This window comes from Synechococcus sp. R55.4, from assembly GCF_047461935.1.
Taxonomy (GTDB): domain Bacteria; phylum Cyanobacteriota; class Cyanobacteriia; order Thermostichales; family Thermostichaceae; genus Thermostichus.
On record NZ_JANSIF010000010.1, the window covers coordinates 21,999 to 37,543 of the forward strand.

General features: G+C 59.2%; 13 protein-coding genes. 5 read left to right on the forward strand and 8 right to left on the reverse strand.

The features are described from left to right. Positions 1-6 precede the first annotated feature (6 nt). The 3 genes from NW842_RS03920 to NW842_RS03930 all read right to left on the reverse strand — a co-directional run bounded on the left by NW842_RS03920 (position 7) and on the right by NW842_RS03930 (position 4,094). Positions 7-1,638: an alpha-D-glucose phosphate-specific phosphoglucomutase gene (locus NW842_RS03920; RefSeq protein WP_414417515.1), complete on the reverse strand. Its 1,632-nt coding sequence runs from the start codon at positions 1,636-1,638 to the stop codon at positions 7-9. Positions 1,639-1,777: 139 nt separating this feature from the next. Next, positions 1,778-3,064 (reverse strand): organoarsenical effux MFS transporter ArsJ, encoded by a 1,287-nt coding sequence (gene arsJ, locus NW842_RS03925; protein WP_414374456.1) that lies wholly within the window; start codon positions 3,062-3,064, stop codon positions 1,778-1,780. Between the two features lie 19 nt (positions 3,065-3,083). After that, entirely contained in the window at positions 3,084-4,094 is a 1,011-nt protein-coding gene (locus tag NW842_RS03930; protein ID WP_414417516.1) for an ArsJ-associated glyceraldehyde-3-phosphate dehydrogenase, read from the reverse strand. A gap of 225 nt (positions 4,095-4,319) precedes the next feature. On the opposite strand from NW842_RS03930, the gene NW842_RS03935 reads away from it, so the two are divergent. Together NW842_RS03935 and NW842_RS03940 are read left to right on the forward strand one after the other, a co-directional pair. After that, a complete protein-coding gene (locus NW842_RS03935; RefSeq protein ID WP_011433876.1) occupies positions 4,320-5,003 on the forward strand; it encodes a DUF2232 domain-containing protein in 684 nt (227 codons plus the stop codon). A 242-nt stretch (positions 5,004-5,245) separates the two neighbouring features. Then, complete coding sequence (locus NW842_RS03940; RefSeq protein ID WP_011433877.1) at positions 5,246-5,485, forward strand: DNA-directed RNA polymerase subunit omega; 240 nt, start codon at positions 5,246-5,248, stop codon at positions 5,483-5,485. Between the two features lie 96 nt (positions 5,486-5,581). On the opposite strand, the gene NW842_RS03945 is transcribed toward NW842_RS03940, so the two are convergent. The 4 genes from NW842_RS03945 to coaBC all read right to left on the reverse strand — a co-directional run bounded on the left by NW842_RS03945 (position 5,582) and on the right by coaBC (position 10,892). Further along, positions 5,582-7,456 carry a mechanosensitive ion channel family protein gene (locus tag NW842_RS03945; protein ID WP_414374454.1) on the reverse strand — a complete coding sequence of 625 codons (1,875 nt, stop codon included), beginning with the start codon at positions 7,454-7,456 and terminating at the stop codon, positions 5,582-5,584. 38 nt (positions 7,457-7,494) lie between these two features. After that, positions 7,495-8,613: a calcium/proton exchanger gene (gene cax / locus NW842_RS03950; protein WP_414374452.1), complete on the reverse strand. Its 1,119-nt coding sequence runs from the start codon at positions 8,611-8,613 to the stop codon at positions 7,495-7,497. A gap of 210 nt (positions 8,614-8,823) precedes the next feature. Next, positions 8,824-9,594 carry a hypothetical protein gene (locus NW842_RS03955; protein ID WP_414374451.1) on the reverse strand — a complete coding sequence of 257 codons (771 nt, stop codon included), beginning with the start codon at positions 9,592-9,594 and terminating at the stop codon, positions 8,824-8,826. Positions 9,595-9,662: 68 nt separating this feature from the next. Continuing rightward, positions 9,663-10,892, reverse strand: coding sequence for a bifunctional phosphopantothenoylcysteine decarboxylase/phosphopantothenate--cysteine ligase CoaBC (coaBC, locus tag NW842_RS03960; RefSeq protein ID WP_414374474.1), 1,230 nt, complete (start codon positions 10,890-10,892; stop codon positions 9,663-9,665). Between the two features lie 328 nt (positions 10,893-11,220). Here coaBC and NW842_RS03965 point away from each other — a divergent pair, with 328 nt between their 5' ends. The 3 genes from NW842_RS03965 (at position 11,221) to NW842_RS03975 (ending at position 14,407) form a co-directional block, all read left to right on the forward strand. Continuing rightward, entirely contained in the window at positions 11,221-11,589 is a 369-nt protein-coding gene (locus NW842_RS03965; protein WP_011432615.1) for an AbrB family transcriptional regulator, read from the forward strand. A gap of 256 nt (positions 11,590-11,845) precedes the next feature. Further along, positions 11,846-12,649, forward strand: coding sequence for an Ig-like domain-containing protein (locus NW842_RS03970; protein ID WP_414374449.1), 804 nt, complete (start codon positions 11,846-11,848; stop codon positions 12,647-12,649). 30 nt (positions 12,650-12,679) lie between these two features. Further along, positions 12,680-14,407: a helicase HerA domain-containing protein gene (locus NW842_RS03975; protein ID WP_414374447.1), complete on the forward strand. Its 1,728-nt coding sequence runs from the start codon at positions 12,680-12,682 to the stop codon at positions 14,405-14,407. Here the strand turns inward: NW842_RS03975 and NW842_RS03980 are convergent. Then, positions 14,344-15,348 carry a methyltransferase domain-containing protein gene (locus NW842_RS03980; RefSeq protein WP_414355484.1) on the reverse strand — a complete coding sequence of 335 codons (1,005 nt, stop codon included), beginning with the start codon at positions 15,346-15,348 and terminating at the stop codon, positions 14,344-14,346. The genes NW842_RS03975 and NW842_RS03980 overlap by 64 nt on opposite strands. Positions 15,349-15,545 lie beyond the last annotated feature (197 nt).

The window sequence follows — 15,545 nt, forward strand, 5'->3', positions numbered from 1 at the left end:
GGCGGGTTAGGTGATGACGTCTGGCTGCTGCCGACCGGTGCGGGCGCGAATCTGGGCAAGGTGATCGGCCAGTTGAATCTGTTCGGCCAAGGCCGCTTGGGGCTCCAGGCCATGTCGGGCCGGATCCGGCTCCAGCCGCTCCAAGTACACCCGCAGGGTGGCTCCGTGGGTGCCGGTTCCCGAAAGCCGGTAGATGATGCGGGATCCATCCTCAAAGCCAATGCGGATCCCTTGGTGGCTGGTGGTGCTGCCGTCCACGGGATCGGTGTAGCTGAAGTCATCGGCATAAGCCACTGTGTGGGATCCCAAGCGCTGGCCCACCCACCCAGGCAGGGAGCGTCGCAAGTCTTCCATCAGCGCCTCGGCCACCTCCACCGGCAGTCCCTCGTAGTCGTGACGGGAGTAGACGTTGCGCCCATAAGTGCGCCAGTGTTCTTCCACGATCTGCCGCACCGGCTGCCGTCGAGCGGCCAAAATGTTCAGCCAAAACAGGACGGCCCAGAGCCCGTCTTTTTCCCGGATGTGGTGAGATCCGGTGCCGAAGCTCTCTTCCCCGCAGAGGGTGACCTTGCCGGCATCCAGCAGGTTGCCGAAGAATTTCCAGCCGGTGGGGGTCTCGTAGCAAGGGATCCCCAGCTTGGCCGCCACCCGATCCGCTGCCTGGCTGGTGGGCATGGAGCGGGCAATTCCCGCCAGACCTTCTCGGTAGCCGGGTACCAGGTGGGCATTGGCAGCCAAGACTGCCAAGCTGTCGCTGGGGGTCACGTAAAATTGGCGGCCCAGGATCAGATTGCGATCCCCATCCCCATCGGAAGCGGCACCAAAGTCCGGCCCATCTTCCCGAAACAACAGTTCCACCAACGAGCGGGCATGCACCAGGTTAGGATCCGGGTGTCCGCCGCCAAAATCCGGCAGGGGCTGCCCGTTGAGCACACTGCCCTCTGGCGCTCCCAGGGATCCCTGGAAAATGGCGTGGGCATAGGGGCCGGTGACGGCGTGCATGGCGTCGAAGGCAATGCGGATCCCGGAAGCCAGGTAGTCGCGGATGGCCTCGAAATCGAACAGACGCTGCATCAGGCCCAAGTAATCGGCCACCGGGTCGATGACGGACACCGTGAGGGACCCCAGCCGTTGCTCGCCCAAGCGATCCAGATCGACATCGGGAGCTTCCCAGATGCGGTACTCCTGGATCCGCTGGGTGCGGGCGTAAATGGCCTCAGTCACCTTCTCCGGGGCAGGGCCGCCGTTGCCGATGTTGTACTTAATGCCAAAATCCCCCTGGGGGCCACCGGGGTTGTGGCTGGCAGAGAAGATGATCCCCCCGTAGGCGCCGTACTTGCGGATGAGACAGGAGACCGCCGGCGTGGAGAGGATCCCTCCCTGCCCCACTAGGACTCGCCCGATGCCGTTGGCCGCCGCCATCTTGAGCAGGATCTGAATGGCCTCGCGGTTGTAGTAGCGGCCATCTCCCCCCACCACCAGGGTTTGGCCGGCGGATCCCTCTAGGACATCAAAAATGGATTGGACGAAGTTTTCCAGGTAGTGGGGCTGCTGAAATACCGATACCGGCTTGCGCAGGCCAGAGGTGCCGGGTCTCTGGCCAGGGAAGGGCGTCGTGGGAACAATGCGCAGGCTCATAGGCTGCCGGAAAAGCTGCTTGCTCCTCTACTATCTCATCGTTGGGCCTCTCGTTTGTGCTGAGCAGAGTTCTTTCCCCTCCACCCATTTGTGGATGGGTTGAATGGATGCATCGATCTCCGCTGGTAGCCCTCCATCCTCAATCCCCTGGCTTAACCACCCACTCCACCGGGGTTTTGCTGGGATCCGGCAATTTCAACGAGAACAGCCCCGCCGCCAAGATCAAAAGGGTGGAAAACCAAAGGCAGCCCTCCAACCCGTAGAACTGGAAGAGGATGCCAGAAGTTACCGTCCCCAACAGCCGCCCGCCGGAATTAGCCATGTAATAAAAGCCCACATTGAGGGCTACGTCGTCGTCTTCCGTGTAGGCCAGCACCAGGTAGGAATGCACCGCCGAATTGAAGGCAAAGACGATCCCGAACAGGATCAAGCCGCCGGTGATCACCAGCTCCGGTGCCAGCCCGGCCATGAAGGCTGTGGCAATGATCGCCGGCACCGCCGTCAGCACGAAGGTCCAAATCTGGATGGTGCGGGCCTTGGGAGCACGGCCAGGGCGACCCCCACCCAGCAGTTGCGGCGCTACAAACTGAATGAACCCATAGCCAATCACCCAGATGGCCATGTAACTGCCCACCTGCATAAAAGTCCAGCCCAGCTCGTCGTAGAGAAACACCGGCAGGGCCACCACAAACCACACATCCCGCGACCCAAACAGGAAAAAGCGAGCTGCCGAGAGGATGTTGATCTCTCTGCTCTTGGAAAACAGCCGCTTGAAGGGGATCTTGGCCTTGATTTTGCCCATGTCTGCAGGCAGCAGCGCCCCCGAACAGAAGATCAAAGCCAACGCCCCCGCCTGGACAAAGTTGGCCATGCGGAAGCCCATGGGATCCCCGTAGATTTCGGTGAAGATCTGCAGCAGGGCCGCTCCCACAAAGAACCCCACCCCCTTGAGGGCGTTTTTGGATCCGGTGAGCATAGCCACCCAACGAAACAGGCGGGATTCCGCTTCTTTGGGCACCACCAGGCGGATGGCGCTTTTGGAGCTCATCTTGGTGAGGTCTTTGGCGATCCCGGCCAGAGCTTGGGCCGTCATCACGTAGGCCACCTGGCCCCAGACCGGCCACTGCAGGTTGATCACCCCCAGCATCACCAGGCCAAAGATCTGAATGGCAATGCCGCCGTAGAGGGTCAGCCGCAGGCCAAAGAGGGATCCAATCCAGCCGCCCAGGAAGTTGGTGATCACCCCGAAGATCTCGTAGAAGAGGAACAGCATGGCAATCTGAATCGGGGTGAAGCCCAACTTGTGGAAGTGGAGCAGCACCAACATGCGGATGGCGCCGTCGGTGATGGTAAAACCCCAGTAGGCAGCGGTTACCAGGGCGTAGTTGCGCACAGCAGCAGCTTGGGCGCTTGAGGCAGCAGTCATGGGCAGGTCTCCAAAGGACTTACAGACTAAGGGCCACCTTGCGGGCCAATTCCGCCATGCGGTTGGCGTAGCCCCATTCGTTGTCGTACCAGGCCAGAACCTTTACCTGGGTGCCGTCCACCACCATCGTCGAGGGCGCATCCACAATGCTGGAACGGGGATCCCCTTTGAAATCCACCGAGACCAGGGGCAGCTCCTCGTAGCCGAGGATCCCCTTGAGTTCGCCCTCGGCTGCAGTTTTTAAGAGGTGATTGACTTCTTCCACGGTGGTGGGCCGCCTGACTTCGAACACCGCATCGGTCAGGGAAGCGTTCAAGAGGGGCACGCGCACGGCAATGCCGTTCAACTTGCCGTTGAGTTCGGGGTAAATCAGCCCAATGGCCGTGGCCGAGCCGGTGGTGGTGGGCACCAAAGACAGCAGAGCGGAGCGGGCCCGCCGCAGATCTTTGTGGGGGGCATCCACCATGGTTTGGGTATTGGTGACGTCATGGATGGTGGTGATCACCCCGTGAACAATGCCGATCCCCTCGTGGATGACCTTCACCAAAGGAGCCAGGCAGTTGGTGGTGCAGGAAGCCGCCGTGAGCAAATGGTGCCGGGCCGGGTCGTACAGGTGATCGTTGACGCCCATAACAATGTTGAGGGCCTCTTCGTCCTTGACAGGGGCAGCCACAATCACCTTGCGCACCCCCGCTTTGAAGTAGGCATCCAGCTCCGCTGCCTTGACAAATTTGCCCGAGCATTCCAGCACCAGCTCGATCCCCAACTCTGCCCAGGGCACTTCACCAGGAGACTTGTGTTCGCTAAAGGTGAGGGTTTTGTCCTGAATGCGCAGCCGGTTATCGGATCCCTCAATGTCGATAGCCCAGCGGCCCTGCACCGAGTCAAACTTCAACAGGTGGGCCGCCGTCGCAGCTCCCCCTTTGATCTCGTTGATGTGGGCGAATTCCAGCTCTTCCCAGCCCCAAGCAGCCCGCAACACCAGCCGTCCGATGCGGCCAAAACCGTTGATGCCCACCCGCACTGCCATAGCATTGACCCTAGACTTGTCCAGAAGGGACCCGCTCTCTCAGGGCAAATCCCGCCTCAACTTTATCAGAACGCCCTAGTCGTTTCAAGACAAGTTGATGGGTAGGGTCAGGAGAGACTGGCCGATGGGGGTCGGTTTGCAGTCCAAATCCACACCTCCAAGCAACAATTGCGCCCAGCCCGGCAACCGGTGGCCTAAGCTGGGAAAAGTTGTGCTTTTCTGGATGTGCCCCCGCCGCCTCAGCCTTCTGTGCAGGATGACTTTCCTCCCTTACCCCCCCCACCTCCCCGTTCTCCGGCTTTGAGGGTGGTGGAAACGGCTTTTTTGGCCAGTACCGCGGCCTTGATCTGGATCCTGAGCTACACGCCGCTGGCCCCCTTTATACGTCTGTTTTTCCCCATTCCGGTGGCGCTGGCGGTGATGCGCTGGGATCCCCGCACAGGGGCAATGGCCCTGGTGGTCTCCGGCCTGTTGCTGACGGTGCTGATAGGGCCCACGCGCAGCATTCTCTATGTCATTCCCTATGGTCTGCTGGGCTATTGGTGTGCCCGCCTGTGGCAGCAGCGTCTTTCCTGGTACGTCTCGGTGGTGAGCGGGGCTGTGCTCAGCGCCCTGGGCTTGATCTTTCAGTTGGTGCTTTCCTCCCTACTGGTGGGGGAAAACCTCTGGATCTACGTAACCATTCAACTTACCGGCCTAACCAACTGGCTCCTGGATGTGTCCCTCAGCCGATGGGGCGTCTACTGGGTGGCAGAACCCTGGATGGTTCAGGTGGTGGTGGTGGGATTTATTGCCTTCAATTCCCTCATCTACGTATTCACGGTGCATTTGGTGGCCGCCCTGGTGATGGAGCACTTTCGTTGCCCGCTGCCACCCCCGCCGAAGTGGGTACAGTTTTTGCTGGATTAGCAGCCCCTGTGAGTTGTACAAGAGCAGAGCAAGCTGCTCTACAAATGAGTTCTTGACAAATCTTGACAAATGAGTTCTTGGCAAAAGTCCCACCCTATTGCCATGCAACGCTACAGGAATGCAAGAACTGGAAGGTTCTCTGCTACGATCGCGGTAGCGGGACGGAGTCCTTTCGCGGTAGCGGGACGGAGTCCCCTTGGGATCCTGGTGGCAACAAGATATCAAGATTTAAGACTGCGATTATGGCTTCCCGCAAGAATCAACTGGCCATTGACAATGACGAGCTGATGCGTCGGGTAGAGGCTCTGATCAACGCTTCCAAAAATCGCTATCGCATCACGGTACAGGTGGCCAACCGCGCCAAGCGCCGCCGCTACGAGGATCCGGATGATATAGAAGATGGCTGGATGAAGCCAATCCGCCGCGCTGTCATCGAAATGTCGGATGAACTGACTGAGCCGGAAATCATCGGCGATGAGTAGTCACTAGACTTGCGGCCTGCTGGCGCGACCGCCCTGTTGAAACTGCTAGCCGGCTGAGCGGCTAAGGGTAGAAGCTTTCGGCAGCCGCCTATTTTGTCAATTTGTCAAGTCGTTTGCAACGGGATCCCTTTCCCGCAGGCGAGCCTCGAGCCGCGATTCCATCAGGTGCAGCAAGCGGTGGGTCTCCTCTGGGCTGAGACCCTGGATGCGCATCTCCAAGGGGCTGTGGAACCAGAGGGTCTGCTGCGGGAAAGGAATCTGGATCCCTGCTTGGTCGAAGGCGTGCTTGAGGCGACGGCGGTATTCCCGCGCCACCCTCCACTGCTGCAGGGGCTGCACCTTGATCCAAATGCGCAACGTGATCCCCCGCTCCCCCAGATCATCGACACCGTGCATTTCGGGGGGCTCGAGAATTTGTTCCCGCCAAGCCGGCTCCCGGTACATCTGCAGAGCCACCTGCTCGGTGATGCGTATTGCCTGTTCCAGATCGTTTTCATAGGCGATCACAATCCCCAGATCCACCCGTGACCAGCCGTTGGAGAGGTTCTCCACCACCCGGATGGCACTGTTGGGGATAGAGATCAAGCTGCCTTCGGTGTTGCGCAACTGGGTTAGCCGCAGATCCATGTGTTCCACAAGGCCGCCCCGCCCGTCCACCACGATCACATCCCCTTCGGCAAATTGATCTTCAATTAAAATCAACAGCCCATTGATCACATCTTTAATCAGATCCTGAGCAGCCAAGGAAATCCCCAGCCCAATAAAGCCCAGGCTGGCCACCAAGGGGCCGATGTCTACCCCCACTGAGGCCAGTCCGGCCAGGGATCCAAGCAAAACCAGGGTCGTGGCTGCAGCTCCTTTAGAGACGCTGGCAAAGGTGCTGAGGCGTTTGCTGAGGCGATAGGTGGGGGCATTTTGCTCTTGGCGCAGGGCAGCAAAGAGGTTATCCAGTACCAGTCCACTCAGCCAGACACTGCCATAGGTGGCCAGACCCACCCCTACCAACCGCAACAGAGGGCCGCGCAGGGAAACCAGGAAAAACCTTTGCAGGGGTCGCGTTTGTGGGAAAAGGCCCAAGCTCACCCCGACTCCGCCCACCCACAGGCTAATTTGCACCAGGCGTAGCAGGCGAATTTGCAGCTCCAAGTAGGATTCCTGCCGTTTGCGTCCGGCCTGTTGTTCGACTAAGACGGGATCCACACCCGACTGCTCTTCCCCCGCTAGGCGCTCCTGAATCTCTGCTTGGATGGTCTGGTATTCCGTCTGCAGGGCATCGCGTTTTTGCTGCAGCCGTCGCCGTTTTCGCTGGCAGAGCTGGCTCAGGCTCCCTACCACAGCCAGGATGCCGAGGGCAATCACCGCTTGGCGGCGCAAAAATTGAGGCTGCCGCTCCCGTTGCGAGGTGCGCAGCGCTTCCTCGACAATGCCGGCTACTTGCTCAGCCCAGTCCATGGGTTGGGCGCCCTGGAATTGGGCATCGAGGGAGGTGATGGTCAGCAAATGTCGCCCATTCACCCGGATAACAGGCTGGTTGGTCTGGCCGTCTAGGGTGACTTCAACCTGCAGCGCCTCTGGATCGAATCCGGCGCTGGCCAACTGGTGCAGAGTTTGTTCAATGGAGCGTACCCGCTGCAACACCGGCGGCAGGCTGCCGGGATCCCCCTGCGGTGCGGTAACCACGAACAAACGCCGCCCATCCAGCGTCACGGCCTCCGCCTGGATAGAAGAGGTGGGGAGGCTAAGCGCTTGCCGCAGCTCTTCTAGGGCATCCAAACGGTTGAGCAAAGGCAGGTTGGGGGCGGTGCCGTTGTTTTCAGCAGTTTCCTGCCCCCATGCGGGCCCGCCTATGGGGGATAGGGCAAAAGATGCACCGAAAAGGAGAGGCCACAACAGGGATCCCGTTTTCCTCGGCTTCGGCCTGCCTACCGTTCCCGTCAGCGGTGCGGGGCACCATTCGCAGCTTCGCAGCATGAGCCGTTTGCGTCAGCGGTGCAGAACACTTTAACGCCTCACTCCAGAAAGAAGAAGGCAATCCCAAGGATGGCGTAGGTGGCCAAGAGCAGTAGCCCTTCCAGCCAGTTGGATCGCCCATCGCTGCTAACGGAATTGATCAGCAGCACCGAGACTGCAATGGCCACCAACTCCACCATGCCGAAGTTAAAGTTCATGGGCTGATGCAGCACATCCCCGGCCAGCACCAGCAGAGGTGCCACAAACAGGGCAATTTGCATCGTCGAGCCCAGCGCCACCGAGAAGGAGAGATCCATCTTGTCTTTCATGGCCACCGTGATCGCCGTCGCATGCTCTGCCGCGTTGCCGATGATCGGCAACAAAATCACCCCCATAAACAGCGGCGTCATGTGAAAGTGTTCCAGCGTATCCTCTAGAGTGCTCACCAACAGTTCCGACTCCAGCGCCACCAGCACCGTCAACCCCAAGAGGATCAGCACCCAAAACCCCAAACCGGCTCCCTCGGGCGGAGCCGTCAACACCTGGGGAATGGATCCCTCCGCCTGCAAAACCGGATTGGGGGCCAGGCGATTGGCCGCCTCATCTTCTGCGGCTTCTGCTTCGTGAAGGGCGTAGAGGTAGCTGTGGGTTTTGAGGGAAAACAGCAAAGTAAGACCGTAAACTCCGATCAGCACCAGGGCTACCGCCGTGGATAGCTCTTGGATGGAGATCTCCCCCAAGTTGGCATCGGCATAGGTGACCACGCTGGGCAAGATCAAGGCCACCACCGCCAGGTTCATCACCGAGGCATTCATGCGGGCCACCTCGGGTCGAAAGCTCTGCTCTCGAAACTTGATCCCGCCCAAAAACATGGCCAAGCCGGCCACCAAGAGCAGGTTGCTGATGATCGCGCCGGTGATGGAGGCTTTCACCACATCCACCAACCCCGCCCGCAGTGCCACCAAGCCGATGATCAACTCCGCTGCATTGCCAAAGGTGGCGTTGATCAGCCCCCCGACTGTCGGCCCTGTCAAGGCCGCGATCTCTTCCGTGGCCTGACCCATAAACTTCGCCAAGGCCACCACCGCCAAAGCCGCACAGAGGAAGACCAGGTTGGGATCCCAGCTCCGGAAGTGCCCCACCCAAGATAGGGGAACCCCCAACAGCAGCAGGAACATTATGCTGTTCAGACCTCTCTGCCAACCTGCCGCAGAGCGATCCGGGGAAATCAAAGGATTTGCATTAGCCAGGGTCATGGTTCACAAGGGGAGAAAAGGTAGCGACGATGGAGGCTGTTTGGGTTTCGGGGAGCCAGATCCCCCATGGCCAGGAGTGACCATCTCCAAGAGTCTAACGGCTGCGAGGGGAGGTTGGATAGGTGCTGCTGGCTAGAGGGAGATAACCCGGTTGCGCTGCAACTGCCGGGCGATCTCGGCTCCCAATTGATCGGACAGATGCTGGGGATCGGCGATTTTCAAAAAACTGCTGCCCTCTACCTCAAAGGGAAAGGATCCCTCGATGCCGTCGCGGGGGAGTTGTACCAGCAGCAATTGTTCGGGGCGCTTCGATTGCAGGGCATAGCCCAACTCCAGACAGACCTGGGAGCTGGGTAGGGGACGCCCCCGACCATTCACCTGCACAGGGGTTACATCGGCCACCACCAGCAGCGCGTGCTTGAGCTTGCGAATCAAGGCCGCATCGATGAGCAGGGTCTCAGCCTCAGCGGGAAGGGATCCCTGCAGCTGCAGGGGCACGACCGGTCTGTGGTCGCGATTGAGAGCCTCCACCACGGCTTGCAATGCCCGGTACAGAGTGGCGCTGGAGTTGGGGTAATCCGATTGGCCGCAGAAGTAGATGACGGGCTCGGTCATGTTCAGAGTGGCCCGCTTATTAAAGTAGATCTCACGGCTGATCAAATCGAGGTTGGAGATGCTGTAGGCGCCGCTGCCCTCGATGTAAAACTCCACCAGCTCTCCTTCCAGGTAGCGCTGCCACCATACGGAAGCCTTCACCTGCTCCACATCGTCGAGAAAGTCGGCCCGCATCGCCGTCTTCAAGAGGCCGGTACGGCTCAGGCGCAGGTCGGGGGCCCTCTGTTGGACTTGGGAAGCAGACAACACCGAATCCAAATACCAGGCTTTCAGGACGATGATCGCCATGGGATCCCTCTGCGCTTAGCCTCAAAGGTACCTGATCTTTGGCAAGATCGTTAGTCTTGGTGTCGAAGTCAGCCCAACTCCAAGTGCAGGGCCAGATCCAGCAGTCGGTGGGCCAGGGTTGACTTGGTCGCCAATGGGATCCGCTCTGGACTTCCCTGCTGGGGGATCCAATAGCCTTGGTTGTGGCTGCTGCCGAAGCCGCTGTCCGGCTGGTCGATGGGGTTGGCCACAATGGCATCCAAGCCCTTTTGGCGGAGCTTTTCTCTGGCCGGCGGCAAGGGATCCCCACTTTGGGCGGCAAAGCCGATGAGGCGTTGGCCAGGACGTTTGTGGCGGGCCAGAGCTGCCAGCAGGTCAGGGATCGGCTCCAACGGCAACATCTGGGGTAGATCGGCTTTGGGCAGCTTCCCCGCGTAAACCTGAGAGGGGCGCACATCCCCCACAGCAGCAGCCATCCACAAGAGATCCGCCTGGGGAAATTCCGCCTGCAAAGCCGCCTCCAGTTGGGCTGCCGTCTCCACCGGAATGGCCCGAATGGCGAAGGGCGCTGGATCAAAGGGGATCCCCAACGGCCCATGGACCAGCGTCACTGTCGCCCCCCGGCAGGCTGCCGCCACCGCCAGCGCCACTCCCATCCGACCACTGGCCGGGTTGCCGATAAAACGCACCGCGTCGATGGGCTCCCGTGTACCCCCCGCCGTCACTAACACCCGCTTGCCCTGCCAATCTTTTTTCCCCCCTGTCCAGAGCAAAGCCCGCACATACTCCTGCAGGGCCTCCGGCTCCAACATGCGCCCTTCCCCCACCGCATCACAGGCCAGGCGGCCACTGGCCGTCGGCAAGGCCCAAAAACGGGGATCCTGGTGTAGCCGCTGCCAATTCTCGGCCACCTTCTCCGCCTTCCACATCTGCGTATTCATAGCCGGTGCCACCGCCACCGGACACCGGGAAGCCAAAACCACATTGGTGAGCAAGTTATCCGCCAGCCCATGAGCCAACTTGCCCAAGGTGTTGGCCGACAAGGGTGCAATGAGGAGAGCCTCCGCCCATTCCCCCAACTCGATGTGCAGCGGTCGTCCTCGTGTTGCTTGCCAAAAGGCGGCATCCGTAAAAGCCGGCTGGCGGGACAAGGTGGCAAAAGTCAAAGGAGAAATAAAATGTTCCGCAGCTTTTGTCAAAACCACCTTGAGCTCTGCTCCCTGCTGCGCCAGAGCAGACACCAAAGCTGCCGTTTTGTAAGCAGCAATCCCCCCGCTCACCCCAATGAGGAGACGCCGCCCCGACCAAAAGGGATCCATATTGAGTGACACGCAAACAGCCTTGTTTCCAGTTTCCCTGCTTTTGCTCAATTCCGGCGGCAAAGCGGGGATCCCTCGTCCAAAGATACTTTTGACCCTGTCGAGAATAGGGCCTGAGGATCTGTCATTACCCAATTTCAGCCAAAGTCTCCCCCACAGGTTCTGGCCTTTAGAGGGAATTCCCCACTGCTGTTTTGCGCAACCAGCCCTCAGATCCCATTGCGGTCGCTGACTTATTCCCTGTAACAAGAAGGAATTGGATCAAACTCTGTTGCAATCCCTGTTTGTTTCTGGCTACACTAACAGTTGTCCCTAAAACCATCTCGATATGGCTACAACCAGTAAACCAAAACCACTCACTGGCCAAGAGCTCCTCGACAAGGTAACTTCAATGGGAAATGCGGATCGCAAGGAAAAAGCTCGCGCCTGTGGTTATGTCACCTACACCAAGAATGGTCAGGAGCGAGTGAATCTGATGCAGTTTAACAACGCCCTGTTGAAGGCCGTTGGCGTGGATCTCGGCGCTAGTGACGAAAATGGATCCCGTGGCCGCGCTCCTACCTTCCGGGTTTCGGTTCATAAGAATGGCAATCTCCTGATCGGAGCTGCCTACACCAAGAAGATGGGCCTCAAGCCCGGAGATGAGTTCGAGATCAAGCTGGGCCACCACAACATCAAGCTGGAGCGGGTCAACTGATTTGCTATCTCCCTGGATGCTTTTCCCTGCTGGTGAGTTCATCTCAGCTTGGGTAAAGCCTTTGGTATTCCTTTCGGCCTCTAGGGGCTTGGGAGCAGCGACTTCTTCCTTTCGCTCCGGTGCTCATTGTCTTTCTACTTTTCAGAACAAGGGATCCTCATGATCCGCTGGGGATCCCTGGCAGTTTGTACCTCATCAATGGCTGAAGTGTGGGCAAGCTCGCTATTCTGACAACAGTTGAATTGAGTCTGCAACAATGAACACTCCGACCGTGCCAAATGTCTTTCGCCATTGGCGGCGGTGGCGAACTTGGGCGGGGCTGTTGTTGTTGGCAGCAGCGTTCTTTGTCATCGAGTCTCATCGGCAAGTTTGGCCTCAGTCGAATGCTTCTCAAAGTCAGGCATTTTTGGAGTGGGTGTCTTCCCAGCCTACTCCCGAACAGCAGGATGTTTTTGTGGATGGAGTCATTCGGCTGCAATTCAATCGGCCACTGGATCCCAATCTACAACGTCTGGCGGTTCAGTTGGATCCGCCGGCAGCGGTTATTTTTGATGTGCAGGGAGACGAGTTGTTGCTTAAGCCTCGGGATCCCTTGCGCTTTAGCACCCGTTACACCCTCACGCTTTCTCCCCAAGAGGGGCTGCCCCTCGAGCAGGCCATTCAGCTGAGTTTTCGCACCGAACCGCAATTTACCTACGAACGGGATGTCAAACTGCTGCTAGAAGCCAGTTGTGTGGGTTGCCATCAGCCGGCAGGACGGCAGCGCACCCAGTTGCTGGACAGTTATGAGGCCACGATGGCCTATGTCAGGCCCGGGGATCCCAATAGCGAGTTGATCAATCCCCGGTGGACGAGCCGCCACGCCTACATCCTCAACGCCAATAACCCCAACCGCCCCCAAGCTCGCGGCGGATCCCCTGAGATTGCTTACATTCAGGCCCGTGGGCTGCCCCTATCCCGTCTGGGTTTTTGGACACCTGAAGAAGTGGAGATCGTTCGCACCTGGATTGTGCAGGATGGCGCCCCTCGCACCAGCGCCCGCTTACAGATGGGCAACTGACAAGGCATCTGGAACTCAAGCCCCAACGCCATGACCCCTCCTCAACCCTTGGCCACCGTGATCCAGGGATCCCTGAGTCGGGGACTGGAGGCTCGCCTCAATCCCGGCGTCTCGGTAGAAGACTTGCGGGTGGGCAAATTCGTGGTGATCCAGGGGCAGCGCAACCGCTTCTTCGGCCTGCTCACCGACGTTACCCTAGAAACCAGCAACCCCCAGATCCTGGTCAACCCCCCCCGTCCTGAAGAGACCCTGCTGCGGGAAGTGCTGGCCGGTACCGGCACCTACGGCATCATTGCCCTCACCCCGATGTTGATGTTGGTGCCGCGGGAGATGGAGGGGGAGTATCCTCCGATCCATCCTGACTTGGCAGAGACTCAAACGGCTTCCACCACCCCCAGCCGAGAACTCCGTCCCGCTTACGCGATGGAGCTGCTGCCCGTGAAAACGGTGCCCGCCCATTTTTCACAGGTGTATGAGGCACGGGAACTGGACTTTCGCACCGTCTTCGGCTGGGAAGACGACCCGGAGCGGCGCAACTTTGCCATCGGCCAGCCCCTCGACATGGCTGTGCCCATCTGTTTGGACTTGGATCGCTGGGTGGAGCGCAGCAACGGCATTTTCGGCAAATCGGGCACCGGAAAGTCCTTTCTGGCCCGCCTGATCCTGGCCGGTATCATCCGCAAACGGGCGGCGGTGAACCTGATCTTTGACATGCACTCCGAGTACGGCTGGGAGGCAGCCAGCGAAGACAAGCACGCCACTACTGTGAAAGGCTTGCGGCAGCTCTTTCCCGGTCAGGTGCAAATCTACACCCTGGATCCCGATTCCACCCGGCGGCGAGGGGTGCGGGATGCGCAGGAGCTGTTTATTGCCTACAACCAAATCGAAGTGGAGGATCTGGCCCTGTTGGCAGATGAGCTGAACCTATCGGAAGCCAGCTTGGAAAATGCCATCATCCTGCGCAACGAGTTTGGCCGCGACTGGATCAGCCGCCTCTTGAGCCTTTCCAACACCGAGATTCAAGAGTTTTGCGAACAGAAAATGGGCAACAAAGCCTCGATGATGGCCCTGCAGCGCAAGCTCACCCGCCTTGACAACCTCAAGTACATCCGCAGCACCCTGCCCCACAACTACATCGGCCAGATTTTGGATGCCCTCAGCCGCGGCATTCACGTGGTTATCGAGTTTGGATCCCAGTCCAACCTGCTCTCCTACATGTTGGCGGCCAACGTCATCACCCGCCGCATTCACCAGGCCTACGTGCACCAGACGGAGCGGTACTTGCAATCCAAAAATCCCCTCGACAAGCCCCGTCAACTATGCATCACCATTGAGGAGGCCCATCGCTTTTTGAATCCGCGGGCAGCCAAGCAGACCATTTTCGGCACCATTGCCCGCGAGATGCGCAAGTACTTTGTCACGCTGCTGGTGGTGGATCAACGCCCTTCCAGCATCGATAGCGAAGTGATGTCGCAGTTGGGCACTCGCATTACGGCACTCCTCAACGACGACCAAGATATCGAGGCGGTGTTCACAGGGGTGGCGGGCAGCCAGAACTTGAAAACGGTGCTGGCCAAGTTGGACTCCAAACAGCAAGCCCTAATTCTGGGCCATGCCGTGCCCATGCCGGTGGTGGTGCAAACCCGCCCCTACGACCAGCGGTTCTACGCCGAAATTGCCGATCCTGACTGGTCTCAGGCTGAGGATGCGGAGGTGCTCCTGGCCGCCCAACAGGCTAAGTCCGAGCTGGGGCTGTGAGCACAAGCTGCCCGCACCGCTCGGAACATGCCAAAGCGACACAGCCCTGTGCCGAAGGCCAGGCGCATGAGCAAGAAAGTGGGCACCTCCCGTAGCGACTTAATCAGGCCCACCAAGCCAAACTTCAGCAACCCTTCGGGACGGACAATGCCCTGCCAGATGGAATCCAGCCAAGAGGGAAGGGTCTCCTGAGTCCAGTCGGCGGTTTCTACCCGTCCCGCCACCAGGCCAGTAGCCTCCAACTGCTCGGCAAAGCCTTCGATGCTGGAGAAGGAAGGGTGTGACCATTGATCCAACAGTTGCCGCATCACCAGCCGCTCCCAAAAGTTCAGGGGCTTTTGCCGGTCGTCCCGCTGGTTCCAGTCGGCCACCACCAGGATCCCCCCTGGCTTCAGCACCCGCAGCATCTCTTGGGCATAGCGGGCCTTGTCCGGCATGTGAGGCCCTGCCTCAATGGACCACACCACATCGAAGCTGGCATCGGGGAAGGGCAGGTCGAGGGCATCTGCCACCTGAAACTGGACAGGCAGATCAGGGGGGGTGAGCTCCTGGGCCCGCTTCACCTGCTGAGGACTGATGGTGATACCGGTTACAACAAAGCCGTAGTCGCGGGCCAAGATGCGGCAGCTCCCACCAATGCCGCAGCCCACATCCAACACGGTTGTCCCTGCAGGCAGTCGATCCAACCCCCCCCAGCGCACCATCTCGTGGACAAAGTCGTGCTTGGCCTGCAGAAAATTTTTTCGTTGGGGAGGAGAGCCGTAGTGTCCTAGGTGAATGTGTTCGCCCCAGTAAAACTCTAGGATCCCATCCCGAGTCCACTCGTCGTAAGACTTGGCCACAGAGGCGGGAGACTCGTATTTGCGAGCAGTCAACAGATAGGCTGCCAAGCCCACGGCCAGCAGCACAGCTATGCCCAAAGCCCAAAAGATTGGATTCATCGGATCAACCATGAAGTTTCTATGAAGTCCCTCTGCGTGGTGGCAATCATTGTCGGTTGGATAGCGCAGCCCCAGGCGGAGTGCTTTCCGGTATGGGGCCAGCCAAGCAAAGGCGCAATCCCATCTTGACCCATCTGCTGGCTCAAGGAAGAAGTCTGGGATCCCGGCAAAGGGCAGCTGGGCGAGATTTTCCAGCA

What these genes read in the sequence shown, in the direction of transcription:
- NW842_RS03920 (WP_414417515.1), bottom strand. Translation starts at nt 1,638, where the DNA reads ATGAGCCTGCGCATTGTTCCCACGACGCCCTTCCCTGGCCAGAGACCC.
- arsJ (WP_414374456.1), bottom strand. Translation starts at nt 3,064, where the DNA reads ATGACTGCTGCCTCAAGCGCCCAAGCTGCTGCTGTGCGCAACTACGCC.
- NW842_RS03930 (WP_414417516.1), bottom strand. Translation starts at nt 4,094, where the DNA reads ATGGCAGTGCGGGTGGGCATCAACGGTTTTGGCCGCATCGGACGGCTG.
- NW842_RS03940 (WP_011433877.1), top strand. Translation starts at nt 5,246, where the DNA reads ATGGCTTCCCGCAAGAATCAACTGGCCATTGACAATGACGAGCTGATG.
- NW842_RS03945 (WP_414374454.1), bottom strand. Translation starts at nt 7,456, where the DNA reads ATGCTGCGAAGCTGCGAATGGTGCCCCGCACCGCTGACGGGAACGGTA.
- cax (WP_414374452.1), bottom strand. Translation starts at nt 8,613, where the DNA reads ATGTTCCTGCTGCTGTTGGGGGTTCCCCTATCTTGGGTGGGGCACTTC.
- NW842_RS03955 (WP_414374451.1), bottom strand. Translation starts at nt 9,594, where the DNA reads ATGGCGATCATCGTCCTGAAAGCCTGGTATTTGGATTCGGTGTTGTCT.
- coaBC (WP_414374474.1), bottom strand. Translation starts at nt 10,892, where the DNA reads ATGGATCCCTTTTGGTCGGGGCGGCGTCTCCTCATTGGGGTGAGCGGG.
- NW842_RS03965 (WP_011432615.1), top strand. Translation starts at nt 11,221, where the DNA reads ATGGCTACAACCAGTAAACCAAAACCACTCACTGGCCAAGAGCTCCTC.
- NW842_RS03970 (WP_414374449.1), top strand. Translation starts at nt 11,846, where the DNA reads ATGAACACTCCGACCGTGCCAAATGTCTTTCGCCATTGGCGGCGGTGG.
- NW842_RS03975 (WP_414374447.1), top strand. Translation starts at nt 12,680, where the DNA reads ATGACCCCTCCTCAACCCTTGGCCACCGTGATCCAGGGATCCCTGAGT.
- NW842_RS03980 (WP_414355484.1), bottom strand. Translation starts at nt 15,348, where the DNA reads ATGAATCCAATCTTTTGGGCTTTGGGCATAGCTGTGCTGCTGGCCGTG.